General features: G+C 69.7%; 21 protein-coding genes and 1 riboswitch. Of the genes, 10 read left to right on the top strand and 11 right to left on the bottom strand.

Annotation, left to right across the window (positions count from 1 at the left end):
* The first annotated feature begins 5 nt into the window (after positions 1-5).
* Both ACZ4VF_RS02225 and ACZ4VF_RS02220 read left to right on the top strand, forming a co-directional pair.
* Positions 6-275 carry a thiamine pyrophosphate-binding protein gene (locus ACZ4VF_RS02225; RefSeq protein WP_467922594.1) on the top strand — a complete coding sequence of 90 codons (270 nt, stop codon included), beginning with the start codon at positions 6-8 and terminating at the stop codon, positions 273-275.
* A gap of 1,303 nt (positions 276-1,578) precedes the next feature.
* Entirely contained in the window at positions 1,579-2,592 is a 1,014-nt protein-coding gene (locus tag ACZ4VF_RS02220) for a YihY/virulence factor BrkB family protein (protein ID WP_467922593.1), read from the top strand.
* 84 nt (positions 2,593-2,676) lie between these two features.
* On the opposite strand, the gene ACZ4VF_RS02215 is transcribed toward ACZ4VF_RS02220, so the two are convergent.
* A complete protein-coding gene (locus tag ACZ4VF_RS02215; RefSeq protein WP_467922592.1) occupies positions 2,677-2,856 on the bottom strand; it encodes a hypothetical protein in 180 nt (59 codons plus the stop codon).
* 330 nt (positions 2,857-3,186) lie between these two features.
* Between ACZ4VF_RS02215 and ACZ4VF_RS02210 the strand changes: the two genes are divergently transcribed.
* The 6 genes from ACZ4VF_RS02210 to ACZ4VF_RS02185 all read left to right on the top strand — a co-directional run bounded on the left by ACZ4VF_RS02210 (position 3,187) and on the right by ACZ4VF_RS02185 (position 9,414).
* Positions 3,187-3,720, top strand: coding sequence for a MarR family winged helix-turn-helix transcriptional regulator (locus ACZ4VF_RS02210; RefSeq protein WP_467922591.1), 534 nt, complete (start codon positions 3,187-3,189; stop codon positions 3,718-3,720).
* Positions 3,721-3,969: 249 nt separating this feature from the next.
* The gene (locus ACZ4VF_RS02205) at positions 3,970-4,107 is read left to right on the top strand and encodes a hypothetical protein (protein WP_467922590.1); all 138 of its coding nucleotides are present in this window, start codon (positions 3,970-3,972) and stop codon (positions 4,105-4,107) included.
* A gap of 167 nt (positions 4,108-4,274) precedes the next feature.
* Positions 4,275-4,682, top strand: coding sequence for a TipAS antibiotic-recognition domain-containing protein (locus ACZ4VF_RS02200; protein WP_467922588.1), 408 nt, complete (start codon positions 4,275-4,277; stop codon positions 4,680-4,682).
* Positions 4,683-6,161: 1,479 nt separating this feature from the next.
* Complete coding sequence (locus tag ACZ4VF_RS02195; RefSeq protein WP_467922587.1) at positions 6,162-7,259, top strand: metalloprotease; 1,098 nt, start codon at positions 6,162-6,164, stop codon at positions 7,257-7,259.
* A gap of 285 nt (positions 7,260-7,544) precedes the next feature.
* Positions 7,545-8,960 carry a DEAD/DEAH box helicase gene (locus tag ACZ4VF_RS02190; RefSeq protein ID WP_467922586.1) on the top strand — a complete coding sequence of 472 codons (1,416 nt, stop codon included), beginning with the start codon at positions 7,545-7,547 and terminating at the stop codon, positions 8,958-8,960.
* A 211-nt stretch (positions 8,961-9,171) separates the two neighbouring features.
* Positions 9,172-9,414, top strand: coding sequence for a DUF5302 domain-containing protein (locus tag ACZ4VF_RS02185; RefSeq protein ID WP_467922584.1), 243 nt, complete (start codon positions 9,172-9,174; stop codon positions 9,412-9,414).
* A gap of 194 nt (positions 9,415-9,608) precedes the next feature.
* Here ACZ4VF_RS02185 and ACZ4VF_RS02180 read toward each other — a convergent pair whose 3' ends face one another.
* From ACZ4VF_RS02180 to ACZ4VF_RS02165, 4 genes are all read right to left on the bottom strand, one after another.
* Positions 9,609-9,866, bottom strand: a complete 258-nt coding sequence (locus ACZ4VF_RS02180; protein ID WP_467922583.1) for a hypothetical protein — start codon at positions 9,864-9,866, stop codon at positions 9,609-9,611.
* A 491-nt stretch (positions 9,867-10,357) separates the two neighbouring features.
* Positions 10,358-11,398, bottom strand: a complete 1,041-nt coding sequence (locus ACZ4VF_RS02175; protein ID WP_467922582.1) for an LLM class flavin-dependent oxidoreductase — start codon at positions 11,396-11,398, stop codon at positions 10,358-10,360.
* A 47-nt stretch (positions 11,399-11,445) separates the two neighbouring features.
* Positions 11,446-12,270 (bottom strand): DUF1684 domain-containing protein, encoded by an 825-nt coding sequence (locus tag ACZ4VF_RS02170; protein ID WP_467922581.1) that lies wholly within the window; start codon positions 12,268-12,270, stop codon positions 11,446-11,448.
* A 198-nt stretch (positions 12,271-12,468) separates the two neighbouring features.
* Entirely contained in the window at positions 12,469-12,552 is an 84-nt protein-coding gene (locus tag ACZ4VF_RS02165; RefSeq protein WP_467923749.1) for a putative leader peptide, read from the bottom strand.
* Positions 12,553-12,618: 66 nt separating this feature from the next.
* Positions 12,619-12,728, bottom strand: a riboswitch (SAM riboswitch).
* 178 nt (positions 12,729-12,906) lie between these two features.
* Here ACZ4VF_RS02165 and ACZ4VF_RS02160 point away from each other — a divergent pair.
* Together ACZ4VF_RS02160 and ACZ4VF_RS02155 are read left to right on the top strand one after the other, a co-directional pair.
* A complete protein-coding gene (locus ACZ4VF_RS02160) occupies positions 12,907-12,981 on the top strand; it encodes a putative leader peptide (RefSeq protein WP_467923748.1) in 75 nt (24 codons plus the stop codon).
* Positions 12,982-13,040: 59 nt separating this feature from the next.
* Positions 13,041-14,303, top strand: coding sequence for a vanadium-dependent haloperoxidase (locus tag ACZ4VF_RS02155; protein WP_467922580.1), 1,263 nt, complete (start codon positions 13,041-13,043; stop codon positions 14,301-14,303).
* A gap of 68 nt (positions 14,304-14,371) precedes the next feature.
* Here ACZ4VF_RS02155 and ACZ4VF_RS02150 read toward each other — a convergent pair whose 3' ends face one another.
* The 6 genes from ACZ4VF_RS02150 to ACZ4VF_RS02125 form a co-directional block, all read right to left on the bottom strand.
* Complete coding sequence (locus tag ACZ4VF_RS02150; RefSeq protein WP_467922579.1) at positions 14,372-14,524, bottom strand: hypothetical protein; 153 nt, start codon at positions 14,522-14,524, stop codon at positions 14,372-14,374.
* 765 nt (positions 14,525-15,289) lie between these two features.
* The gene (locus ACZ4VF_RS02145) at positions 15,290-16,543 is read right to left on the bottom strand and encodes a tryptophan dimethylallyltransferase family protein (RefSeq protein ID WP_467922577.1); all 1,254 of its coding nucleotides are present in this window, start codon (positions 16,541-16,543) and stop codon (positions 15,290-15,292) included.
* Between the two features lie 62 nt (positions 16,544-16,605).
* Entirely contained in the window at positions 16,606-17,583 is a 978-nt protein-coding gene (locus ACZ4VF_RS02140) for a prenyltransferase/squalene oxidase repeat-containing protein (RefSeq protein ID WP_467922575.1), read from the bottom strand.
* 12 nt (positions 17,584-17,595) lie between these two features.
* On the bottom strand, positions 17,596-19,176 hold the full coding sequence (locus tag ACZ4VF_RS02135; RefSeq protein WP_467922574.1) for an MBL fold metallo-hydrolase: 1,581 nt from the start codon (positions 19,174-19,176) through the stop codon (positions 17,596-17,598).
* The gene (locus tag ACZ4VF_RS02130) at positions 19,173-21,266 is read right to left on the bottom strand and encodes a B12-binding domain-containing radical SAM protein (protein WP_467922572.1); all 2,094 of its coding nucleotides are present in this window, start codon (positions 21,264-21,266) and stop codon (positions 19,173-19,175) included. The genes ACZ4VF_RS02135 and ACZ4VF_RS02130 overlap by 4 nt, the downstream gene beginning before the upstream one ends.
* Positions 21,263-23,929 carry a lantibiotic dehydratase gene (locus ACZ4VF_RS02125; RefSeq protein WP_467922571.1) on the bottom strand — a complete coding sequence of 889 codons (2,667 nt, stop codon included), beginning with the start codon at positions 23,927-23,929 and terminating at the stop codon, positions 21,263-21,265. The genes ACZ4VF_RS02130 and ACZ4VF_RS02125 overlap by 4 nt, the downstream gene beginning before the upstream one ends.
* Positions 23,930-23,936: the final 7 nt, after the last annotated feature.

The following is a 23,936-nucleotide window of genomic DNA, read 5'->3' as shown; positions in this document are numbered from 1 at the left end:
ACGCCATGACGCTGACGGCCGACCACGTACCGCGACGCCTGCGGGAGTGGGGGATCGAGCGCTTCCACGGCTGCCCCGGCGACGGGACCAACGGGCTGCTCGGCGCCTTCGGCCGGGCGAACGGGGGACCGGGGTTCATCCGGACGCGGCACGAGGAGATGGCCGCTTTCCTGGCCGGCGAGTGCGCGCCCAGGCCGAACCGCTTCTGCCGGCCGACCACGGCGACCACCGACTGGTGGTCCGGCCTGGCGTCGTACGGACCGTCGACCAGGTGAACCACGCCCGGCCCCGGCCGGCCCCAGGAGATCGGGCTCGAACGGCTCTTCGCGGACGTCTCCGGCTTCCGCCGGATGATCACGCGTCCCGTGCAGGCCCGGCACGTCGTCGACCGCGCCTTCAGGACCGTCCCCACGATGCGGTCCGTGCCGACGATCATCATCCCGGGCGATGTGCAGGGGGAGGACGCCGAGCCGTCGCCGCCCGAGACGCACGGGTCGGTGTTCTCCGGCGTCGACCGGAGCCGCCCGCGTCCTGGCCCAGGTGCACGCCGGCGGTCGCAGCGGCCTCGGCTGCACCCACGGGGACGTCTCGGCCGCCCCGTGCGTCGACCCCGAAACTGGCGCAGCTGATCAGTGGACGGGCCGCCACCGCGCCTGCGGCGCCGCAGGCCGAGGAGCGCACCTGACCGGGCGGCGATCGAGGCCGCGGGCCGGCAGGTCGTCATGCCGGAGAAACACGTGGGGCGGGCCGGCACACGTCCAGCGCGGAGACCGCCATCGCGGTGAGGGCCGTCCCATCGCGGTGAGGGCCGTCCCATCGCGGTGAGGGCCGTCCCCTGCTCCCTGACCGCGAGGTAGTCCTCGACGGGCGGAACAGGCACCGTGGGGGCGCAGGCTTCGGCCCTCCGCATGCCCCACCCCGGCACCGCGCACCGAATGTCCCGCACAAACGGCCCGTCGGCACACGAGGTGCCGGCGTCGTGGATCGCGTGGTGTGCTTCGGTGCGGGTACCCCACACGGCACGCGGTCGGATCCTCCACGGGACGGCAGGTGAGTTCCTTGGAGCCCCACAGCACACCTGCGGACTGGATCGAGGTGACCGGCCGGGTGAGCCTCGGTCTCGCCTTCGGGCTGAACGAACGGATGTGACATCGCCCAGCACACATGATCCCCGGGGAGGCGGGACGGGATGAGAAAGCGCCGGAAGAAGCGGGTCCGTGCGGTCCGTCCCGAGCTGTGCGACGTCTGCGCGGCGACGGCTCGACCGCTTGCGGCTCGTCACGGCGTACGGCAGCGGGCACTCCACCGCGCCGAGGGAGACCTGCCGGTGCCGGCCTTCCACACCGGAGGAACCCCGGGCGGCGAAGGTCGACCGCGTCCTGACCAGGGGCCCGCCGGCCCCCACGTTCGGGGAGCCGGAGTGCCGGACCGGCTTGGAGGAGACGGAGATCAGACCTGCCACCGCCTGACACGACGAACACGCTGGATGGCGGACGCCCCACTGATCACGCTCCCGTCGGAGGGACCTTTTCCCATGCCATCGCAGTCCTTTGGACCGATACCCCGCAAGAGCCGGCCATGATGTTGCTCAAGCGCGCCGACGCCTTCCAGAGACGGCACCGCTGGGTCGGGCTGCCGGTGGCCGTCGTGTACAAGTTCTACGACGATCAGGCCGCCTATCTCGCGGCCCTCCTCACCTACTACGGCTTTCTCTCCCTCTTCCCGCTGCTCCTGATCCTCTTCGCCGTCCTGAGCACCTTCCTGGGCGACGATCCCGCTCTGCGCCAGCGGATCACGGACTCGGCACTGGGCGAGTTCCCGGTCATCGGGGACCAGCTCGGGCACAACATCCACTCCTTCCACAGCAGCGGGGCCGCGCTCGCCGTGGGCATCGCGGGCAGCGTCTACGGGTCCCTCGGCGTGGCGCAGGCCGCGCAGTACGCGCTCAACAAGATCTGGGCGGTCCCCCGGCACGCACGTCCCGACCCGTTCCACTCGCGGCTCAAAGGCCTGCTGTTCCTCCTGCTCCTCGCCGTCGGGCTGGCCGGGTTCACCCTGCTGTCGGTGGCGGCTTCGCAGAGCTACCTGTTCGGGGCGCCGCTGAAGGGTGCGAACCGGATCTTCGCCACCGTGGCGTCCGTGTGCCTGAACGCCGTTCTGCTCCTCCTGGGGTACCGGCTGCTGACCCACCGGGTGCTCCCGCTGCGCCGGCTGGCCGGCGTCGCGCTGGGCGCGGCCTGTGCCTGGGAGGGGGTGCAGTGGGCGGGCTCCTACTACGTCAGTCACGTCCTGCGCGGCGCAACCGCGACCTACGGGATGTTCGGCATCGTCCTGGGTCTGTTCGCCTGGCTGTACGTCGGCGCGCTCATCTTCGTCACGGCGGCCGAAGTGGCGGCCGTCCGGGTGCTGAGCCTGTGGCCGCGCAGTCTGCTGACGCCGTTCACGGACCGGGTGTACCTGAGCCCCGCGGACCGCCGCGCCTACAAGTCCTACGCCGCCACCGAGGCGTTCAAGGGGTTCCAGAAGATCAGGGTGCGTTTCGACGAACCACCGAAGCCCGTGCACGGGGAGACACCGGACGACACCCCCTGAAGGGGGCTTTCCCTGCCCGCCTTCGGGCGGCCCGCGCGGAGTGCGCTCACGTGCCTCCGCCGCAGGCAGGCGCCCGCGGGCCCTTCAGAACCAGAAGATGATCATGAGGACCACAATCACCACCGCCGCCAGGAGCCACCAGAGCGCCACGTGTCGGTGCCCGGTCGCCGGCCGGCTCTCCGGGCCGCCGCCACGCGGCCGGTCCTCCGGCAGGCTCGGGTTCTCCGGTCGGTCCCGGTTGTAGAAGTCGTCTCCTTGCGCCATACCTCACCACCTCCTTCGTGACCGGCCGAGTACCCGGCATCGACGCGCCGCCACATCCACGGGCTCGCCGCTGAAACCCCACCGGGCCCCCGCACCGCGAAACCGCCAGTCCGCCTCACGGGCCGTCCGCCGGGCCAACACCGAGAAGAGCGCGGTCGAGCCGCCGATGATCGTTCACGCGCCGATACCGGCTGCCACCCAGGCCATGCCCGAATGCGCTCGGTCACCGCCCCGAGACTGGGGGCGAGGACCGCCAGGGCGCGGTGACCAGGTCTCGGTGATGCTGAAGCGTGGGCCGGGGGCCGCAGCCTGGGGCGGTAGAAAGGAAGTATGGCGGAGGCTGAAACCCCGGCAGGGGACTTGGATGACGTGGACGCGGTCACGCGAGCGGTGCTGACCGCTTCCCGCTTGCTCGTGGCGGTCTCCGCGCTCTCGCTCGCCGAGGTCGAGGAACGGGTCACCCTGCCGCAGTTCAGGATGTTGGTCGTGCTGGCGAGCCGTGGCGCCACCAAGCTCGTCGACCTGGCCGAGCTGTTGCAGGTCGCGCCGTCGACGGCCATGCGCATGGTGGACCGGTTGATCGCGATGGGGCTCGCTGACCGGCAGCACAATCCCGCCAATCGCCGCGAGACCATGCTGCGGTTGACGGAGGAAGGACGGCGCACGGTCGAGACGGCGATGGCTCGGCGCCGGACTGAGATCGCCGCCATCGTCCAACGCCTACGGCCGGCGCAGCGGTTGGCGCTCGTGGAGGCGCTGGGTGCCTTCAACGAGGCCGGCGGGGAGCCGCCCGCTCCGACCGGAGGGGCGGATCCGCACCCACTCGGCTGGGCACTGGACCTCCCCGCGGGCCGGGAGGGGTGACCGTTGCGGCACCGTCGGCATGTGGTGCCGGTTGCCTGCGACGCCGGAGGGGCGCTGCCGCTCGGTGCGCAAAGTGACCGCCGCTTGCGAGGGCGGTGCCTCCGGCATCGCGCGAGCGCGGGAGCCGGCGCGGTCGTTCCTGCGGCGGGTGCGGTCCGTCTACGGCCGCCGGGTGCCCGAACGGGCCTCGGCGTGGTGCAGTTGACGCTAGGCCGTGTTGCCGTCGCGGAGACCGTTCGACCGGCCGTCATGGAACCGGACCCGGTGCCGGCCGAGCTCCTCCTGCCGCGCAAGGACGCCGCGGGACTCCGGGTCGCGCGGTCGAGCGGCTGGACGCCCCGCTCCGACGGCTCGCCGTTCGAGCTGTGCCTTTCCGCCGCCTGCTGACCGGGACGAGCGCCGGAGGGTCCAAGAAATGGTTTGCCGACCTGGTGGCTGTGTGTCACCGTTCGGCCTGGACCGGCAGTTGATCATCGGCGGCCGGTCGATGTCGACATGTCGGCGGCCTCTCGGGGATCCACCGGAGAGGGGGCGAAACGATGGGAACCCGTGCCATGGGGAACAGTTACGAGGACGAGTGTCGCCGGTCATTGGCCGAGGAGCAGGCGAAGAGCCTTGCCGGGACCGACAACTGGGAACATGTGGACAGGGAGCGGGTCCACCGGGACTGGGACGTCCTGTACCGGGAGATCACGGCTTTCCTGGACGGCGGCTCCCTGCCAGGGGATCAGCAGATCCAGGAGCTCGTCCGCAGGCACTTCGACATCGTTAGCCGGTTCTACACCCCCTCCAGGGAGGCTTACGTCGGCATGTCGCTCTTCTACGCCGAGGACGAGGCCATGAGGGCGTTCCACGATTCCTACCACCCCGGGATGGTGGATTTCCTGGGCGCGGCGATCAAGGTGTTCGCCGAGCAGGGGAGCGGCTTCGCCCCCAGCGCAGGGGCCGAGGCTTCCGCGTAGTCGGGCGGCACGGGCCAGGACACGCATGGACGGGGTGGGCCCCAGGGCTGTCGCACCCCCCTGGGAGGAGGAAGCAGAGACCGGGGTCTCGGGCTGGTGCCGAGACGACATCGTGCGGGAGGACGACTTCGTCTGCGTCTTCTGCGGGAGTAATCTGCCCACGGCGTGGAACGTGGATCCGCTGCGTGAGACCGCGGGTCACAGCCACTCGTTAACGGTCGCGACGAGGACGGTCGCCTCTTAGCGGACGGCGACGGATCAGGGCCACCGGCCGAGTCCTCACCGTCACGTCGCGCGTACATCGCACACACCTGTCTGCCATGGCACGAGTTCCGCACTGGCCCGGGGGCCGTCACGTGCTCACGCCCCGGGTGGCCGGGCTGGGCAAGGCGTCGCCGTGATCGGTACTGTCTGTCGACTGCCGTCCGCAGAAAGCGACTTGGACGGACCGTGGAGATGTCCCGCCGGTGCTGATGGAGGCGCGGCCCTGGCCCCGGGGGCGCCCGTCGTGTCAGGCCGACCCCCCAGGGGCCACGGTGGTTGCGGACACGGGACCGCCGACGGCAGGCCACTGCCCGGATCAGACGCGACCGTGCATGCGAGGACCGTGGCCGGGGCGCCGTCGGCGAAGTGGAACGTGGTGTCCCCGCACATCGTGACGCCGAACGGAACGCGGCCGGACCGGCAGCGGCCCGCGCCCTCTTCCCGGAGCGGCCACCAGGTGCCGACCTCCTTGCCTCGACCATGACCCGCGCGCGGTCCGGCCGCTGCGCATTCGTCAACTCGCAGAGCAGCTGTTCCCTCCTGCGGATGATGCATCGGACGCATCGGAGGTGGTCTTCCGGTCGTTCACGGTGAGACGGTCGGTCGTGGCGGGGCACGTGCGTTCCGAGTGGTGTGCGGCCGGAGTGCAGAGGGACAGCGCCCGGTCGGGCTTCAGGCATGTGCCAGGTAAACCGGTCACGCGCAATCGGCCAGGATGTGCCGGCAGGCACTTTGCCTGGATATCGGCGTGCGCTGTGATTTCTCCCTGCCGGAGTCGTCCCGGGCACCTGTGCAACCCCGGCAGCGGCCACAAGGAGGTAGACGGCCGCACGCCCACGCTCCCGCGACCGCTTCAGGGACCCGCTCAACAGTGCGTCGCGCAGCGAGCAGGCGATCCCTTCCCCCCTGGCCGCCCGCCTGCCTGCCTTTCCGGGCCGTAGCTCCTCCGTGTCATCGGTGGGTGACCGGCAGACCGTGCGCCTCCGCTCGTCCGCTCGACCCGTGCCGCCTGCGTGCAGGTACGCACCGCCTCCGTTCCTCAACTGCAAGGAGGACCCCCACATGCCCCACCTGTCCTCTTCTTCGTGGACCGCCGCTCTGCCACCCCCTTGGAGACCGCGACCCAGCCCTGCGCCCCACACCGCGGATCGGTCCCTTCCCTTCCGCACCAGGCGTCGAAGCACACGGGTCCTCGTCCGTGGCCTGGCTCCCGCAGTGCTGGGTCTGCTCCTGGCCATCGCCCCTGTGGCCACCTCGCGTGCGCATGCTGCGGCGTCCCCCATCTGCCTGACCGGGTCGCTGGCATTCGACCACCGCGACGCCGAGGCCGGGACCGCCAAGCCCTGGGTCACCTCACCGGCACGCAATGCCAACTGGGAACTGTGGGGCCAGACTTCACCAGGGTCTGCCTCGCGCCTGCTGGCTGCCGGAATCACCGGCGTCGGCGGCGGGGAATTCAACGCCTGCTACCAGGCCACCGGCCCCCTTCCCGAGCTCCACATGAGGTTCCTCTCCGCCAGCACACAGACCTGGCGCGTCATCCCGGACCGTCAGTCGAGCACTCCGTACTCGTTCACCACCGCATCACTGACCGGCGTCTCCTCCAGCCGGGACCTGGGAACGGTCAAGGTGCCCACCTCGATGCAGGGCGCCTGGAACGTGGAGGACACGCTCAACCTGCTGTACTGGAACCGCAGCAATCCCGTCTCCGGATGCTGGACCAGCCACCAGGCGAACGGTGCCTGCGAACAGCTCACCGTGGTCTGGGATCCGAACACCAGCGACGGCGGCTACTGGGACTACGGCAACACCAAGTACGTCATCCTCGCCGGCGACATGCCCGACTCCCATCACCTGGTCCTGCACGAGGCAGGCCACTGGCTGCAGTGGCAGCTGTACAACCGCTGGTTCCCCCAGGTGACCAACTGCAACCCGCACTACATCAACAGGAGCAGCTCCACCACCTGTGCCTGGACCGAGGGATTCGCCGACGCGGTGGCCGCCTACGTTCTGGGCGACTACCGCTTCGTCTACCCCGATGGCAATTCCGCCAGTTTCGCCAACGGGCGCTCCACCCCCGGCTGGGACGCCGGTGACACCGTTCAGGGCCGGGTCGGCAGCTCCCTGCTCGACCTGTGGGCGGCGAACGGACCCGACGGCGGCAACTGGGACCGCACCATCCGCCTGATGACCGACAACGCCAGCACGGACTTCCGGGAGTACTTCCTGACCGACCGGCCCACCGCCTCGCCTCCCCTGAGTACCACGGGAACAGCCAGAGACATCATCGCCAGCCACACCATCGGCTACTGAAGCGGCAGCCGGCCACGGTACCGGCTGCGGACCGCCCTGGCCTGCCTGCCGACGCCCGGTCCCAGGCAGACCAGGGCTGCGTCAGGGGGCCAGTCGGCCAGGGGCGGCGGATGTCCGGTGCCGGACCGGCGACCGCCCCTCGTGATCATGGGAGTGCCATGTGTTAGGGTCATGCTTTTGCGTGGTCGTCGCGGTGGGCGATTCTGCTTGTTCGGTTCCGCTTGTGCGTGGGCCGTGCGAACCTGCCGGGCCTTCCTCGGTACGTTTCCCTGCGGAAGGCTGTTCATGAAGCATCCCGACGACTCCGGCATCGCTCACGGCGGTCCCGCCCGGCACGCGACCGGTACTCCGGCGCATCCGCCGGTCCCCTCCTTCGCCGATCTCGAACTGCCGGCGGAGGTGCTGCGGACACTGAGCGGGCTCGGGGTGCGTGAGCCCTTCCCGATCCAGGCCGCCACACTGCCCGATGCTCTGGAGGGCCGCGACGTCCTGGGGCGTGGACGTACCGGATCGGGCAAGACGCTCGCCTTCGGCCTGCCGCTGCTGACCCGTACGGCCGGGCGGCGCGCGGTACCCAAGCAGCCCCTCGCCCTGATCCTCGTGCCCACGCGGGAGCTGGCCCAGCAGGTCACCCAGGCGCTGGCGCCGTACGCCGAGGCGCTGCGGCTGCGGATGGCCACGGTCGTCGGCGGCATGTCGATCGGCCGACAGGTCACCGCGCTGCGCGAGGGAGCCGAGGTGCTCGTCGCCACCCCCGGACGCCTGCACGACCTGATCGAGCGCAACGCCTGCCGCTTGGGACGGGTGCGGATCACCGTGCTGGACGAGGCCGACCAGATGTGCGACCTGGGATTCCTGCCGCAGGTCGTCGACGTGCTCGACCAGGTGCACCCCGACGGTCAGCGGATGCTGTTCTCGGCCACTCTGGACCGCGACGTCGATCAGTTGGTCCGCCGCTACCTCCACGACCCCGTCGTCCACTCGGTCGACCCGTCCGCGGGCACGGTCTCGACGATGGAGCACCACGTTCTGGTCGTCCACGGTCCTGACCGTTACGCCGTCACCACGGAGATCGCCGCCCGCGACGGCCGCGTACTGCTGTTCCTCGACACCAAGCACGCCGTCGACCAGCTCACCCGCCATCTGCGGGCCAGCGGGGTGCACGCCGGGGCCCTGCACAGCGGCAAGCCCCAGCCACAGCGCACGCGGACCCTGGCGCAGTTCAAGGACGGTCAGATCACGGTGCTAGTGGCGACCAACGTGGCGGCCCGTGGCCTGCACGTCGACGACCTCGATCTCGTCGTCAACGTCGACCCGCCCACCGACCCCAAGGACTACGTGCACCGGGCCGGCCGCACCGCCCGCGCGGGTGAGTCCGGCAGCGTGGTCACCCTCGTGCTGGCGGGCCAGCGCCGCGAGACGAGCCGCATGCTGGCCGAAGCCGGCATCGAGCCGACCGTCACCAAGGTGCGCTCGGGCGAGGCGGAACTGAGCCGGATCACCGGCGCCAAGGCTCCCTCCGGCACCCCGCTCGACGGCGGCCCCGCCGTCCCCCGGCCCAAGAACGGCAACGCTCCCTTCCGCGGCCTCGGCACCAGCAAGGGCACTCCCCGCGGTGTCGGCGGAAAGTCCCGGAAGGCCGGCGAGGCGCGCAAGCTCGCCGAGGCCCGCAAGGCCGCCCTCGTACGTCGCAACGGCTGAGAGCCGGTGTTCCGTCAGCGCCTCTCCCGGCCGCGGGATCGACAGCTCCCGGCCCGGGCCTGAGCCCGTCCTGTGTGCCCTCCACGAAACGAACGCCCTCGGCCGCGACAGGGAAACCCGCCAAAACGGAGCTGGACGACGGTGCCGGCGTCCCGCACCCCGCCCGGCATGACAAGCTGTGCTGGCCCACCCCCGAACCCAGGAGGTCACCATGACTGAAGAGCCCGTCATCACGGAAGGTTCGGAGCCGGCAGTCCCCGAGACGTCCCCCCTGTCGCCGGACAGCGACGGCAACTACGACCTCAAGCGCAAGTTCCGTGAAGCCCTGGCGCGCAAGCGCGGTGCGCAGGCGGACGCGGCCGACGTCGCCGCCAACCCGGATGCGTCCAAGGTGCGTGCAGCGCACGGACCGGCTGCGAACCAGCGATCGTTCAGGCGTAAGAGCGGCGGCTGAGCCGGCCGGTTCCGCCCTCCGGCCGCCTCACCGGCACTCTGCGCGCCGCCCACTCGCGCGTCCGGTGCCGTGGCCCGCGGCCTGCGCATGTCCATGCGCGGGTCGCGGGCGGGGCGTAGCCGGCGGTCTCGCCCGCGGACGGGCCCCATGGCGGCTGACGCGGGTCGATGGCGCCGCCGCACTGCCATTGCCGGTCAGCACCTCCGGCCGCCGACGCGGGACTCGTCGTCGGCAGGCGCCGGCGCAGTGCCTGCCTCGGACAGCCCGACCGGGGGCGCCGGGCGCGCGCAGCCCCGGAACACGAGGAAGTACCGGTTCCGGACGACGACTTGTCCCGGACCGGGAACGGGGACCGGCTTCCCCGTGATCGTGAGGTGCTCGGGCCCCGGCAGCCCGCCGGGCAGGTCGGCCAGCAGGATCTCGCGGGTCGTGGAAGGCAGGACAGCGGCCATGTCGGGGCTCCTGAACGGATTCGAGGGTGAGCGTGGGCCGTGCCGGCCGGACCGCTCCGGCTGTCGGCGCCCAGACGCTAATCCCTGACGCGCGCGTCAAAGGCACGAGCGTCGACGCGTACCGCCGCGACCGCGGCCCGTGTGGTGGGTGTTCATGGCGTCCGCCGGCACCGCACAGCTGCCGGCGTCCAAGCGCTGCACCAGTTTCCGTGCATGCCGTCCATGGTGCGGCCGGCCATCAGGGCCCAGCGGTCGATGCCGAGGGCGTCGGGCAGGCAGGCTTCCGCAGCGACCTGATCGCTCTGCGGCCGAAGAGGTGGCACCCCAGTGTCGTTCGTCGGGACGCATGGAGCACGGTCCAGCACTGCCCCGGCAGCCGCCCAGCACACCGGCACCTCGTACGCCCCGGCATCGGCGGAAGCGGTGGCCGTCGGCGAAACGGCTCCCGGGTGTGGATCCCATGCCTCACGGCGGCTCCCGCGGACCGGGGCTCATCGGCCCGCCTCGTGCAGCAGCGCGGAGGCGGGCCGCCAGCCCAGCTCGGGCGCGATCGAGTGCCGTACGTCGTGCAGGATCTGCTCGTAGTCGGCCCGTTCGAACTCGTAGGGCAGCTCCAGGCGCAGCTCCGAGACGGCCGCGACCACGGGGTCAGCGGTCAGCTGCTCCAGGATCTGGTCCGAGGTTCCCACCACGTCCGGGGCGAACAGGGTGCGCTTCGGGCCCTGCGGCGCCAGGGTGCGTGCGTGCCGACTGGCCGCGTACTCACGGTAGCGGGCCCGGGTCGTCGCGTCCGCGCTGTCGAACGGCACGATCACCCGTCCCAACGCCACCCGTGGAGAGCGGTCGCCGGTGATCAACCGCCGGTGTTCGGAGAGCAGGGCGAGCTGGGCCGTGGTGAAGTCGTCGGTGCCCTCACCCGTCACGATGTTGCCGCTGAGCAGGTTCAGGCCGTGCTCGGCGGCCCAGCGGATCGAGCGCAGACTTCCCCCGCCGTACCAGACCCGGTCCACCAGGCCGGGGGCGTGCGGCTGCAGGCGCGGCCGCTGGGTGTTGCCCGGCGACCGGATGACCGTGTCGGGGTCGCCGAGATAGTCGCCGCGCAGGTGGTCGATGACACGGGCGATCCTGCCGTACGACAGGTCGAAGCTGTGCCAGTCCCCGTCGTGGACCAGGTCACCGAGGAGTTCGGCGTGCGGCATGCCGGTGCTGAAGCCGGCCTGCAGGCGGCCGCGGGACAGTACGTCGGCGAGCGCCAGGTCCTCGGCGAGGCGGAACGGGTTCTCGTACCCGATCGGGATGACCGCGGTCCCCAGTTCGACCCGCTCGGTGCGCTGGCCGGCGGCGGCGAGGAACACCGCGGCCGAGCCGACACCGTGTTCGAGATGGCGTTGCCGGATCCAGGCACCGTCGAAGCCGAGCCGTTCGCCGTACTCGAACAGCCGCAGGGTTTCCTCCAGGCCGGTGTACGGGTCGTCATCGGCGAAGTTGCCCGGGGTGAGAAAGGCCAGCGAGCTGATCGTGGGTGTGCTCATGCGGTGTCCGCCCTCTACGTCGTGGTCCCCTCGGTGGCGCAAGGTGTTCAGGAGCCGCCCCGCTCACGGGGGATCTTCTCCCCGGCCTCGATCGCCACGGGCAGCCGGTTCTCTGCCGGCGGCAGCGGGCAGGTGGCCAGATCGGTGTAGGCGCACGGCAGGTTCGCCGCCCGGTTGAAGTCCAGGACGACCGTGCCGTCGGCGGCGGGCGGGGGCGAGGCGAGGGCCCGGTTGGCGGCGTAGGTGGTCACCCCGGACGTCGCGTCGGTGAACAGCACCAGCAGACTCCCCGGGCTGTGTCCGGGGAACGCGGTGAGGGCGTGGGACCGCCCGTCCAGTTCGAACTCGACCCGGCCCGGCGCGTCGTACACGTGCTCGAGGCCCTCGACCGCCGCGCCCACGGTCGTCGGTCGTGGCTCGTCGAAGGCCGTGTAGCGGCCGGTCACCGTCCAGCGGGGATGCGGGGCATAGGCGGGCGTGCCGGTGAAGGCGGTGCGCAAGGGGTTGTCCGGGTGCCGGGGACGGACGATGTCGTGTCCGCCGCGCTTGGCCACCTCGATCACGGCGTCGCCCCAGACCGCGTTGACTCCGCCGCGCTCCGGGAGCACCCCGAAGCGGTGCTCGCCGCGGACGGGGGCGCCGTCCACGACCAGTTCCTCACCGTCGTCGAGGATGACGACGACCCCGTCTGCCCCGGTCGACCAGGCGCCCGGAGCGTCCGGGAGACGCTGCGGCTCCTCACCCAGCCAGTGCAGCCCGGTGATCGCGAGGAACCCGTGCGGGGCGGCGAGTCCAGCTTCCTGCCTCGTGTGCCATTCCTGCCAGTCGCGGGTGAAGGCGGACAGGTCTGCGGTGGTGTCGTGAACGGTCATGCGGGCTCCCTTGCTTGCATCGGCGGGGATGCGGCCGTGGCATGGCGGCCGCGGGGACCACCGCGAGCAGCTCGCGGATGTCGCTGTGGCGGAGGTGGGTGAACACGAAAGCCCTCGTGGGGCCGGGGCGGGCACGACAGAAGAGCGCCGCGGGCGTCGAACAGCGCTGAACGTCCTCAGACAGCCGGCGGGACGCGGTCAGCCATGACACAGACAGCTGGTGATGCGCTGCAGATCGATGTGGCGTCGGCGGGAGAACCGGGAGAAAGCCGCCGCACACACGAGGGAGGGACCGGGGACGCTGCTGTACAACACGCTCACCCCTCTGTCCCAGGCCCCTGCCACGGCGCCACGCGCTTGCCGGATCGGCGACCCGGCCGGGCTTTCACCTGGAGCACCCCACCGCGCCGGAGGGTTGCCGGTCAGCAAGCCAGGGCTTGACGCTGACACTCGATGCCGGTTGAAAAGCTACCCATCGCCGTCGCGGCCCGTCAATGCCGAGAGACGAGCCGTCACTTCGTCCCGACAGGTACTCGGTAACGGGCGTATGGCGGGGACGCGAAGCCGTGATTGCAATGTCAGGGAGGCGATCTCCTTCTGTTGACCGGGGATTGGGGCGTGGATAGCGTCCCCGGCATGCCGATCTCCCTGCGGTTCACCCGGCGGCGCGCCGTTGATCTGCTGCGTGTCGCCGCCGCGCTGTGTAACTGACTGTCCCTCACCTGCGCCCCGGTCAACAGCAGTCACCGCACATCCGCGAGGGAGTACCCGTGCACCCGCTCACCACCCGCCGCTCCGCCCTGAGGGCGCTGGGCTCGGCCGCCCTGCTGGCCGCCTTCGTCACCGTCCCGTCCGCCACGGCTGCCGTGGCGGGCGAACGCACCTCGCGCCCGTCCGTGGCGCTCGACTGGTACGACCTGACGGCCGCCACCATCGCGGCCGCCGGCGCCGCCACCCAGATCACCAACAACCGTACCTGGGCCATCAGTTGGCTCGCGGCGGCCCGAGCCACCCGCGAGGTGCCGCCCGGCGTCGACCGGAGGGACTTCCAGGACGCGGCCCTGGCGTCCGCCGTACACGACGCCTTGCTGGCCCTGGTCCCGTCCCGCGCCCAGGACCTGGACGCCGCGTTGCGAACCACTCTGGACCGCGTCCCGGACGGGTCGGCCAAGTCGAAGGGTGTGGCGGCCGGTGCGCGCCAAGCACGGCTGGCCCTCGCTTCCCGCGAGGGCGACGGTCTCGACCCGGCCTCGGTCAACGCGCCCTTCACCGTGCCGCCCGCGGCTCCCGGCGTGTGGCAGCCGACGCCGCCCGCCTATGCCCCCGCCGCACAGTACGGCAACCGGCTCGCGAGACCCTTCCTGCTGGACGGCCCCGACCAGTACCGGCTGCCCGCACCGCCCGCCCTGGACTCCGCGCGCTACCGTGCCGACCTGGCCGAGGTGCGGGCGTACGGGGCCGTGGACAGCACCGTGCGCACAGCGCTGCAGACCGAGACCGCCACCTTCTGGCTGGGCTCCTCACTGACGCTGTACACCGAACCGCTGAGGGTGGCCCTGGCCCGGTCGCCACGCTCCGTCCCCGCACGGGCCGCGCTGGTGGCGCTGTTCCACATCGCCCTGGTGGACACGCAGATCGCCACCTCCGACACCAAGTACGCGTACCTGCGCTGGCGCCCCGTCACGGCCGTCCGCGCCGGCACGATCGACCCCGACCCCGACTGGACGCCGCTGCACGTCACGCCGGCCCACCCCGACTACCCCAGCGGCCACAACACCTATGCGGGCGCGGCGGAAACGATCCTCACGGAGCTCACCGGGCCGCGGACCGCACCGTTCGAGCTGACCAGCCCCACCGCCCCCGGAGTGACGCGCACCTACACGGCCTGGAGTCAGCTGTCCCAGGACAACGAGGACGCCCGCGTCTACTCCGGCATCCACACCCGCTCGGCCGACGTGGCCGGCCTCGCCCTCGGCAAGCGGGTGGCAGGGCACGCGCTGCGCAACGCGGAACGTCTGTTCGGCGTGTCGTGAACGATCCGGGATGCGGCCACCCGGCGGCCCCGACCCGCACCTCGTTACTCGACGAGCTGGTGGACCGGTCACGGTGCGGCGCGTTCGGCGCCGTCCACGGCGAGCGCGAAGCGCCGGCGCGGCCCCCGTTCGGCGGTGGGCGCGAGGCGGGCGGTGGGGGCGCTGGGACGGAGAGCGCCCGCGTCCGTCTCGTGCAGGGGCTCCGTACGCGTCGTACACATCAGGTCAACAGGACCCGGCTGGTGCCCAGCAGGGTGTCACCGGTGATCGCCGCCCGGACCTGCCGGCGCCGGTTGTGTGCCGGGAAGTGACCTGCCGGCGTTCGTGCCCCTGATGCCGCGTCAGTCAGGTCGGCGGCCGAGGTCCGGAGCCTGCTTGCCCGAGTGGAGCGACGTTCCTCACAGTCATCGACTCCGACGCGTGCCGGTGTACAGTGAAGACCGCCCTTGACCTGCACAAAGCAGGCAGGGAGCCGTCTTCCAGGAGTTCAACATGCTGCGCACCATGTTCAAGTCCAAGATCTAGCATTTGGACGTTTGCGCGAGTCAGTGGCGTGGAGACGGGGTTTGGTCAGCAAACGGTCAGCATCAGCCTCTTGGGTTGTTCGTGGAGGCATACCAGCTGGCGGTCGCGCATGGTGCTGACACAGGCGGCTTGCCGGTGCGCCATGACAACCTCTGCCACGCAGCCCGAAGCAGTCCGACCTCAAACTTCCTAGCGTCGGCAGGAGTGTTTCGCTGGGCGAGAGGACTCGAACGTGGCCGACCCGTCACTAGGTGAGCGCCCACCCGCTATAGCGCGTCGGCTTCCCGGTCGGGCGAAGCGGCGCACGGACGTCCTGATCCCGGTGCCGTCATTGATTCCGGTCTCTCCGCTGGCGCCGAGGTGGTCGATGACCTCGGGGAGGGTGCGGATCTGGATGCCGAGATCATGCCTTGGAAGGCCATGTCGTGAAAGCGCGAGGCTAGGGCCTGACGCCTTACCCGTCAGGCGCGGAGGGGCGACGGCCAACAGAGTTCCGGCCAGCGGCGTTGCGGGTCCAGTGAGAGCCAGCCGTAGCGGTCGTGGTATGCCCGCGAGCCGAAGTAGACGGCGACTCGGGGACTGCCCTGCATCCGCTGGTAGGAAACGTGACTGTGGATGCCCTGCTCGCGCTCCAGCGGCCGGCTCGCGAGGGCGTTCAGGCACTGTTCGTACGCTTCGGTCGGCAAACCGCTCCGGACGAGGAAGTCCCTGATGCGGTGGTAGGCAATGAGATCGTTGTCGATGTACGGCTGGATCGGCAGGTGCAGAGCGGTGCGCTGCAGCCTGTTGGGATCCTCCGCGGTCAGGTGGTAGGCGCTGTAGACCGGGCGCCACGACAGGGAAGTCTGTTCGCCTAGGACTGCTCCGACGAAGGCCGCCCACTCACCCCGTGTGGACGGATCCACCGCCGCGCATCGGGCGTCGAGTTCCGTCGGCGTCGCGTTGAAGTGCTTGATGTAAATCTTCACTCTCGCTGTCGGCCCGGCGAAGAGATCGAGCGAGAAGTGGCTGAACACGTCCTCGGGGCCGCACATTGCCAGTAGGGGCGGCACCACGGCGTCGAAACCGAGGCGGCCGAGGGCTTCGGAAACCGTCGTCGCGGCGCGTGTCCGGCCCCGAGCCAGGGGGTTGAGGTAGAGCTTGAACAGCGGCGGGCTGTCGACATCGAATCCGACGGCGTGCGCCGTGGCCGCGTGCAAGGCGTCGTCGACCGGGGCGAACAGGTTCTCGACGAGGCGGAGCGGGCCGAGGTCAACCCCGCAGTTCTCGGCGAGCCACGCGTTCAGCCTGTCTGCGGCGGACCAGTAGGTCTGCGGCGATGCCGGGTCGGCCTGGGCTTCGACTAGGAAGCGTAGGCCCAGCCGGTCCGGTTGGATCTCCAGCGAGAACTCGTACGGCGTGCAGTCGGCGCCCACGGCGGACCACCGCGGAGGCAACCCGATGTCGCGGTCGTCGCACAGGTTCACCAGATCCCGGAAGAGCGCGAGGATCTGGTCCGCCCGCTCGTCGAGACCGGTGGCGTCGCACAGTCGCCGCAGTTGAACGGACCCGAATTCGTAGACGGTGCCTGATGCCAGGGGACGGGAGGGCGAGAGCAGTGGGGGCGCCTCAACGCTCTCGGGACGGAGCAGGTCGCAGCCGTTCTGTGCCTCCTCGACTGACTGGCCCTCGCCGCGGGACCTCTCAGATGCCGACGGCTCGGTGTCACTCGACATGGCGCGTTCCTCTCACACTCACTCCTGCGATGACCAAGGCGATCTCTCCCGGTCTCCGGCCGTCACCACCGCCGGAGGCTGGCGAGGAACCGCAGCACCGTGGCGGTCGTGAAGAGATGACGGTGGTCGACGGTCGAGCAGCCGACGTATCCGTCCGCGGCCCACGGCTCCGTGCAGCGGGCGTACGTCACCCTCAGCGTCGGCGTGAGGGCGCGCCAACTGCCGTCCGCGTGCTGTGACCGCATCAGGGCATCGCTGATCAGCCCGGCCGGGGAGCTGTCCGAGCAGACGTGGGAGACGATGTTGCCCACCAGAGCCGACCTGAACGGATCATCCTGCGCGGTCAGGGCCCGGACCGCGGCCACGACCCTTTCCCTATCGTACGCAGTGCCGGTCTGTTCCAGGAGCCGCACGTTCACGCTGGTGCTGTAGAGGGCTGTGGTCCACCAATATGAGTGCCACAGTCCGCTCGGCTGGAGTTGCGACACCACGTACCGGAGCCCCCGCTGGATCCGGGGGTCCGGCAGGGGCAGCCGGGTCAGCAGCGCCCGGAGGACCACGGGGGTCACGTCGGGATGGCTGATGCCCCACGCGTCGTGGCGGGTGCGCGGGTCAAAGGTGGCGAACCCGCCGTCGGGCTTCTGGAAGGTGAGGAGCCGTTCGTAGCAGACATCGGGCACGGGGTCCCCGCACTCGCTGAGTGACAGCACGGCGTGCGCGGTCGAATCGCTGTCGACGGGGCAGCGGTCGTTGTACGCCCATCCGCCGTCCGCTTGGACGGCCCGGCGCAGCCAGTCCCGTGACCGGCCGAGGGTGGATTGCGACACGGCTGCATCGGTCGTGCTGGGCAGGGCGTGCAGTAGGCACGAGGTGACATAGGCGGTGACCCAGCTGTCCGACACACCGGGCTGGAGTTGGAAATCGCGCCAGGCACCGTCGGGGGACCGGGCCGTGAGCAAGAAACGGACGCCCCGCTCGATGGCGAGCGCGAGTGGCGTGTCGGCTCCCGTGCGGGTGCTGTGCCTGTGTTGTCGCTGCATGGAGATACGCCTTCACGAGATCGGCACGGAAGCCTTCAGCGGGTCGGGCTGTCCCGGTCGTGCCAGAAGGACGGTGCCCCAGGGCCACCGATGGCGCGCACTTTCGACGACGCCGGCCATGCCGTCGCGCAGGTGCACGGACTGCCCCGGTCTCAGCAGAAGTGGCGCGACGGGCGAGCCGACGATCGTGTCGGGGCTCGGCGCTGAGCGCACCCGCAGCTCTTCCAGGCACCGTTCAGGGAACGGATCGAAGTAGACGCACCCCTGGAGCTCCCGGCCGTCTGCATCGAGCGCGGGTCCCAGGCCGGCCTCCCAATACCACGGCGCCCCTCCGTCGGCGTAGGGCACCAGATAACCAGCGTGCCAGTTCTCGGCTGTGTCCACGGCCTCGGCCGCGGAGTTCATGATCGTCTGCCGGACACCGTACTGGTCCGGCGGTACGAACAGCAGATAGCGCCGTACGGAAGAGCTGAGGTACTGGACCGGGTACAGCGACCATCCCCGGTACCCGGCGAAGAGGACGTCGATCGGCCCCCAGCGCCGGTGCGCCTCGCGTGCTACCTCCCGCACGTCTCCTCGGCGGTCCCTTCCGGAGTCGGCGAGGACGGCGCACGAGAAGCGCGCGGTCCGGCATAGGTAGACGTTGCCGGCGTTCGTGACCTCCGGGCATAGCTGTTCGCTCGTGGTCGGCTGTTCACCATAGAAGGGCAGCGCTGCGATTTCAATGTCGCCGACCCGTTCCCGTTGCCACCAGCGCATCCGCCGTACGTCTTGGAAACCCAGTTGCCGCAGGCGAAGCGCCATGTCGATGCTAAGCAGCGACTCTCGCTCGACGTACGGGACGAAGACCTTCACGTGGGAACCGAACTGGAGCAGGCTGCCGAGGTCGAAGTGGTCCGGGTGGGAATGCGTGATCAGAATCGCGTCGACTGGGCCGATCTCCTGGCGCGATACCGGTTGGTAGTCGACCGGGTAGTGTACGGCCGTCGGCAGGAACCAGGGATCGATGACGACCTGGGTGGTGTCCGACCGCACCACCACCGTGTTGTGTCCGACGAACGTCGCATCGCCCTGGCGGCGGACAGTCCGGTCGACCTCCTCATGCTCGGGCACCCGCACCAGCATGTCGCGCTGTTCGAGTTCCCTCAGCACGGTGTCGTAGACGCTCTTGATGCCCACGGGCATGGGCTCCAGAAGGCCGCCTCCGTCGCCGGACAAGGCCGCGACGATGTCATGGAGCACGGGCAGGAGTTCGGGATGGAACTCGAGCCTGAGCTCGGGGTGTGCCTGTCCCTTGCTGAAGGTCAGCGCGGAAGGTTTCACCAGATCGGTGTCCGGATAGAGCACCTGGTGCCTGAGCGTGGGCCCGTCGAGGAGGCGTAGGTAGCCTTCTTGCGCCCGTACCTCCTGCAGCAACGTCGGCGCCCGTCGCACGACGTCGACCGGACCGTCCCGCTCGCCTGCCTGCAAGACCGTGCGGTACACGCTGCGGAGGTTGGTTTCGAGTTTCGGCGACATCGGCGCCCCGAACGGCGTGTCGTCGCGGTACTCCACTGACAGACGGGTCTCGGCAGCGAGCCTCGGAACGATCACGACGGAGCTCCTTGCGGGTCTCGCCCTGCCTGCAGCGGCACGAGCTGCAGCAGAGCCTTCTCGATCAGCTCCCCGATCCTCTGCCGGGTCAGGAACGCGGTGACCGGGGTCTGATGACCGCCACCGCCGCTCTCGGCCAAGATGTCTACGCCCGACTGCCACTCGACCCCCTCGAGCAGTTCATAAGCGCTGCGTTCCAGCACCGCGTGGCCGTACCGCGAGCTAATGATGACCATGTTCCCGTTCACGTGCTCCACCAGTGATGACGGGTTCCACCGCAGGCGGTAGCCCCGATGGTCGTCGGGCGGTGGCAGTGACGTCCGATGAAGGAACTCCGACCCCCGGTAGCGATCGGCGTACAGGACCGCGAATTCCTCGAAGCCCGGCCAGAGTTGCTGCGCGGACGCGTGGAAGTTGCGGTAGGTACTGCGCAGCAGCAGGTGGAACTCACTCAGCAACGCTTCGACCCGCTCGCGGCTCAAACCGCGGCTGTTCGTCCATTCCTCCACGCCGATCACGAACTCTTTGGTCAGTGCTTCCGGAGGCACGAGTACACCGAGAGCGTCGGCTTCCTCGGCGTATCGCGTCCTCAGGTCCAGACCGAACGAGTGGATGTCGAAGCTGTTGCCCGGATGATCGATCACGGAGGCGTTCTGCGCGAAGAACCGGTAGGTTCCACGCGCGCTCTCTTCGGTCTCCTCTGGAAAGCCCACGATCGAGAAAAGGTGGAAAAGGATTCCGGCATCCCGGCAATTTTTGAGCACCTCGGGGACTTTATCGATTTTGATGCGTTTGTCCATGTGGTCGATGGTCTCCTGAGTCCCAGACTCAAGACCGAAGAACATCTTGCTCATGCCCATCCCTGCCAGTTTCTGGCAGAGTTCAGGAGTAAAGGCGGGCTCCAGTCTGGCGTAACCGACGAACCGCAGTTCTCGCTGCCTATGGGGTTCGAGTGCGTCGGCCAGGCCCTCCAGGAGCCTCGGGGCCAGGGCCTCGTCGGTGAAGACGAAGTGCCGTGTTCCGAAACGGTCGTGCAGGCGCACCAGGTCTTCGGCGACGAGTTCCGGCGGGCGGACCCGATACGCCTTCTTGGAGATGTTGTTGATGTAGGGGATGTCGCAGAACTTGCATCGATTGAAGTAACAGCCCTTGCCGTAGAAGAACGGCAGGACCGGCTCCGGGGTCAGGTACTGCCGCAGCGGAAGGCCCTCGAAATCGGGTGTCGGCAAGGCGGCCACGTTCTCGACGTGGGCACGTGTCATGTGCACCACGCCGTTGTGCGCGTACAGGTAGTTGGGGACCTTTGTGAAGTCGCGCGGCCCGTTGAGCTGGTGAACGAGCTCCACCAGCGCGGTGTCGCCCTCGTACGCGACGACTCCGTCAGCGAAGTGGTCGAAGAAATCCGGTAGCCTGCACAGCTGTTCGGTAAACTTGGTGTAGACGGTTCCGCCGAGCACCACGAAGTGCCCGCGCCGTCTCAGCTTGCGTGCCATTCGCAGTCCGGGAAGGATCTGCTGCCGATTGGTGATCGTGATGCCGATCAGTTCTGGCCCGCGGGCATCGAGCCTCGGGAACACGTGGGTGTCCCAGTAGTCGTCGAACAGACCGCCGGCGTCGTCCGACGTTGCCCGGATAAGGTCGGACAGCGACTGGACGTCGACTCCTTTGACGTCATAGACGATCGGCGCGATGTTGTAGCGCACACCGGACCGGCAGGCCGCCGACACCAGGTCGAGACCATTACAGACGGTCTCACGTGCGCTGTTGAACGTGTTGGGGTCGTAGAACCTCTCCCGGTCCCGGAGGACGGCCAGGGCGTCGTCCATACGCTCGGGCAGTATCTCCGACAGTTCGGTGATGCGTCTGAGGTCGTCGCGCCCACGGGTCGACGGAGGCACGGCTCCGGCACGCAGTCGGGCGCCCGCCTCCTTGAGATGATCGGGCCGCAGGACGGCCAGCATGCCACTGATATCAAGGTCCAGCAGCTCCGTTTCCACGCCGGCACGGCGCAGCGAGGCGGCCAGGCAGGGCAGAGCGAGGTGAGGGCCGCGCGGATCCGTCGCGGGCGGAAAGATGAGTGTCGCTTTCATTTCCGTTCCTCACCTGCGTATCGAAGATGGGTCGCGCCGTGGCCGGTTTCGTCCAGGCGCTGCCGCCAGTACATGGTGTCTCCCTGCCAGGCGACAGCGAATTCGCCGACGTAGTGCCGCCCCGCCGCGTCCCGAAACCAGGACTCGCTCGGATGGGGAAAGGCCTCTTGGAACAGTGCCGTGCCGCCGTGCGCGGCCAGCACCCGGCACAGCTGCTCGACGGCCAGGACGCTGTCGGTGGACAGCAGTGTTTCGGTGCAGCGGGGCCCGTACCGCGCATAGACGTACCGGGGCAGGCGGGCGTGGCGCACGAAGCGCCGCCAGGCGATGAAGGCGTCGAGGCCGGAACGGCGGGCCAGTTCTGCGACGGTGTCGGTCGTCGGCGTCCAGCGACGCGCGCTGACGACGGTGGACTCGTCCAGGTACAGCCGGGGGAGGTGGTGCCAGCGCTCCGTCTCGGCGGCGAACCTCGGGAGGGGGGCCATTAGGCTCGGCCGCCCCTGGAGGGCCGACATGTCCTGCAGGCACTTGGTCAACGGATCCGCACCGTCCAGTAGCACGGCGGACCGCAGCAGGGGCATGAACAGGCTGCGGCAGCCGACGAGTCGGAGGCTCGGCAAACCCGCGTCGTCGACGCTGATGAGAACGTTCGATGCCACCCTGTCGGCCGGGTCGAGGGGGTCGATCAACCGATGGGACACGTCTGGTCGACTGGCTGCGTTCGGGTTGGTCGCGCCTCGGACCGGCAGGTCGACGAAGCGCAGTCGTCGTGACAGCGGCCCGAGGCCGTGCAGGGACCGGTGCCACCATGCGGTGCAGGGATCCCGTCGGTCGGTCCCGCCCGTGAGCAGTGGCGCGAAGCGGGAGGAGAATAGGAAGGGGTCGGGCACCACGGCACCGATGCGGATCTCGCAGCCTTGCCCGTCTCGCCCCAACCGCAGCAGCCCGGACCCGGGCGGCAGCGGTGTGGTCGGACGGCCTTCCGAGCGCCACTGCAGCCGATACCGTTCGTCGTCATGCACGCCACTCAGTTCGCCGTACCACCGCTGGAACCCTGACTGCACTTTCGACTGGAGCGTCCTGTTGCCCGTCGCACGCAGCACATCCTCCCAGCAAGCGGCGGTGACGCCAGCGCGGGCCGAGGTACGCGGGCCGGGACCGGCGTGCCGACGCTGGTCTGCGGGGTCGGCGCGGTGTCCCTCTAGGCGCCGGACGAAGTCCTGCAGCGGTACTTCCTCGTGGGGGCGAAAGGGCCCGAAGAAGCGTCGCCGATCGATGGCGGCGCCGAGCTCTCCCATGCCGTACCAGTCGAAGTCCCAGTAGCTGCGCAGCGATCGCCCTATTTGGGTTTGCAGTTCAGGCGAGAGGGAGAACTGGAACGGAGCATGCATGTCGACGACCAGCACGTGGGTGTCTTCGGGTACGGGCGGGGCCCCGTAGCGCCGCAAGAGAGCGTTAACGCAGTCCCGGCCAGCTGCAGCGGCCGTCTGGAGCTCGTCGGGGGTAATCGCGTCACAGTCGCCGGTGAGCCCGGCACAGAGCGACTTGAGTCTGCGCACTGCACGCGCCCAATGCGGTCGTTCGGCTGTGGGTACCTGGCTCAGCAGACCGTCGAGAGCGGCCCAGACGTCACCATAGGTGCTGGGGAACTCGACGGCGGTGCACAGGAGACCGGTTTGCAGCAGACGGTTTACAGCGTCCTCCGCCTGCTCGATGAGCCAGCCATTGTTGCAGGCGTGGAGGTGGTCGCGCACTTCCTCCGTCAGCCGGGTGGGCGATGCGTCGAACAGAGTCCCCAGCTGAGTCACGAGGGTCTCGTCGACGATGTGCGACCGATCGTGTTCCCGTCCGAGGCGATCGCGGACGTCCCGCGCTGCAGCAGCCCCCCACATAAGCTTCGGATGCAGTCGGAGAGGCATCGTTGCCCACGGCTTCTGGCACGCCAGCGCCCGCAGAGCCCGGCCGAAGGGACTCAGGTCCACCGTGAACAGAGCCCGGGCGGTGCCCGGTGTCACGTGAACGGGTGGCGTTGCGGCCTCCGTCGGATGGCAGGAGGACCCGGCGGCCACGCCGGCCCATAGCCCGTTGGGCGTGGCGCGGCCGACGGAGCGCATGACATAGGAGTGCAGGGTGGCAACCAACTTCCGGTTCGGCTTGCCGGCGTTCTGTTCCCCTCGCACCACTGCGTCGAACGCCGCAGGGCTCGCGATGAACAGCGCCTTCCTGAAGGTCGGCTGCTCGGCGATCCGATAGAGCTCCGCCTGCTCGGCAGCCAGCGACGACATGTAGGCCGTCTCTAGGTCCCGCCACCCGGCTGCGAGGGCGGTCCGTGCCCGGCTCTCCCGCCAGATCAGCTCTGCTGCCGGTCGGCCTGTCACGGCCGAGGTCACGGCCGTGACCAGACGGTCAGGCAGGGGGGACATGGAGTTGTGCACGTGACGCCGGAGCAACAGCACGTCGGCACGCGTCGCCGCGTCCGAGATCGTCGGAACGACGGCGTAGAGGGCCTCGGAAAGGGCCGCGGTCTGGGCGCGAACGGACTGCTCGGCCTGAAGCCATTGGTCCACGCGCACCGTCAAAGACGCCGAGTGCAACTCAGCGACGGTCTCGATCGGCCAGCCAGCTACACGGGCGATCACCGGACCCAGGTCCACGTGCCGCATGCGGCCG

The organism is Streptomyces sp. NPDC029151, from assembly GCF_055564315.1.
This window is presented reverse-complemented; position numbering and strand designations above follow the sequence as displayed.

What these genes read in the sequence shown, in the direction of transcription:
- ACZ4VF_RS02200 (WP_467922588.1), top strand. Translation starts at nt 4,275, where the DNA reads ATGGGGAACAGTTACGAGGACGAGTGTCGCCGGTCATTGGCCGAGGAG.
- ACZ4VF_RS02125 (WP_467922571.1), bottom strand. Translation starts at nt 23,929, where the DNA reads ATGCGGCACGTGGACCTGGGTCCGGTGATCGCCCGTGTAGCTGGCTGG.
- ACZ4VF_RS02150 (WP_467922579.1), bottom strand. Translation starts at nt 14,524, where the DNA reads ATGTGTACGACGCGTACGGAGCCCCTGCACGAGACGGACGCGGGCGCT.
- ACZ4VF_RS02205 (WP_467922590.1), top strand. Translation starts at nt 3,970, where the DNA reads ATGGAACCGGACCCGGTGCCGGCCGAGCTCCTCCTGCCGCGCAAGGAC.
- ACZ4VF_RS02225 (WP_467922594.1), top strand. Translation starts at nt 6, where the DNA reads ATGACGCTGACGGCCGACCACGTACCGCGACGCCTGCGGGAGTGGGGG.
- ACZ4VF_RS02215 (WP_467922592.1), bottom strand. Translation starts at nt 2,856, where the DNA reads ATGGCGCAAGGAGACGACTTCTACAACCGGGACCGACCGGAGAACCCG.
- ACZ4VF_RS02145 (WP_467922577.1), bottom strand. Translation starts at nt 16,543, where the DNA reads ATGTCGAGTGACACCGAGCCGTCGGCATCTGAGAGGTCCCGCGGCGAG.
- ACZ4VF_RS02190 (WP_467922586.1), top strand. Translation starts at nt 7,545, where the DNA reads ATGAAGCATCCCGACGACTCCGGCATCGCTCACGGCGGTCCCGCCCGG.
- ACZ4VF_RS02140 (WP_467922575.1), bottom strand. Translation starts at nt 17,583, where the DNA reads ATGCAGCGACAACACAGGCACAGCACCCGCACGGGAGCCGACACGCCA.
- ACZ4VF_RS02175 (WP_467922582.1), bottom strand. Translation starts at nt 11,398, where the DNA reads ATGAGCACACCCACGATCAGCTCGCTGGCCTTTCTCACCCCGGGCAAC.
- ACZ4VF_RS02185 (WP_467922584.1), top strand. Translation starts at nt 9,172, where the DNA reads ATGACTGAAGAGCCCGTCATCACGGAAGGTTCGGAGCCGGCAGTCCCC.
- ACZ4VF_RS02170 (WP_467922581.1), bottom strand. Translation starts at nt 12,270, where the DNA reads ATGACCGTTCACGACACCACCGCAGACCTGTCCGCCTTCACCCGCGAC.
- ACZ4VF_RS02210 (WP_467922591.1), top strand. Translation starts at nt 3,187, where the DNA reads ATGGCGGAGGCTGAAACCCCGGCAGGGGACTTGGATGACGTGGACGCG.
- ACZ4VF_RS02130 (WP_467922572.1), bottom strand. Translation starts at nt 21,266, where the DNA reads ATGAAAGCGACACTCATCTTTCCGCCCGCGACGGATCCGCGCGGCCCT.
- ACZ4VF_RS02180 (WP_467922583.1), bottom strand. Translation starts at nt 9,866, where the DNA reads ATGGCCGCTGTCCTGCCTTCCACGACCCGCGAGATCCTGCTGGCCGAC.
- ACZ4VF_RS02220 (WP_467922593.1), top strand. Translation starts at nt 1,579, where the DNA reads ATGATGTTGCTCAAGCGCGCCGACGCCTTCCAGAGACGGCACCGCTGG.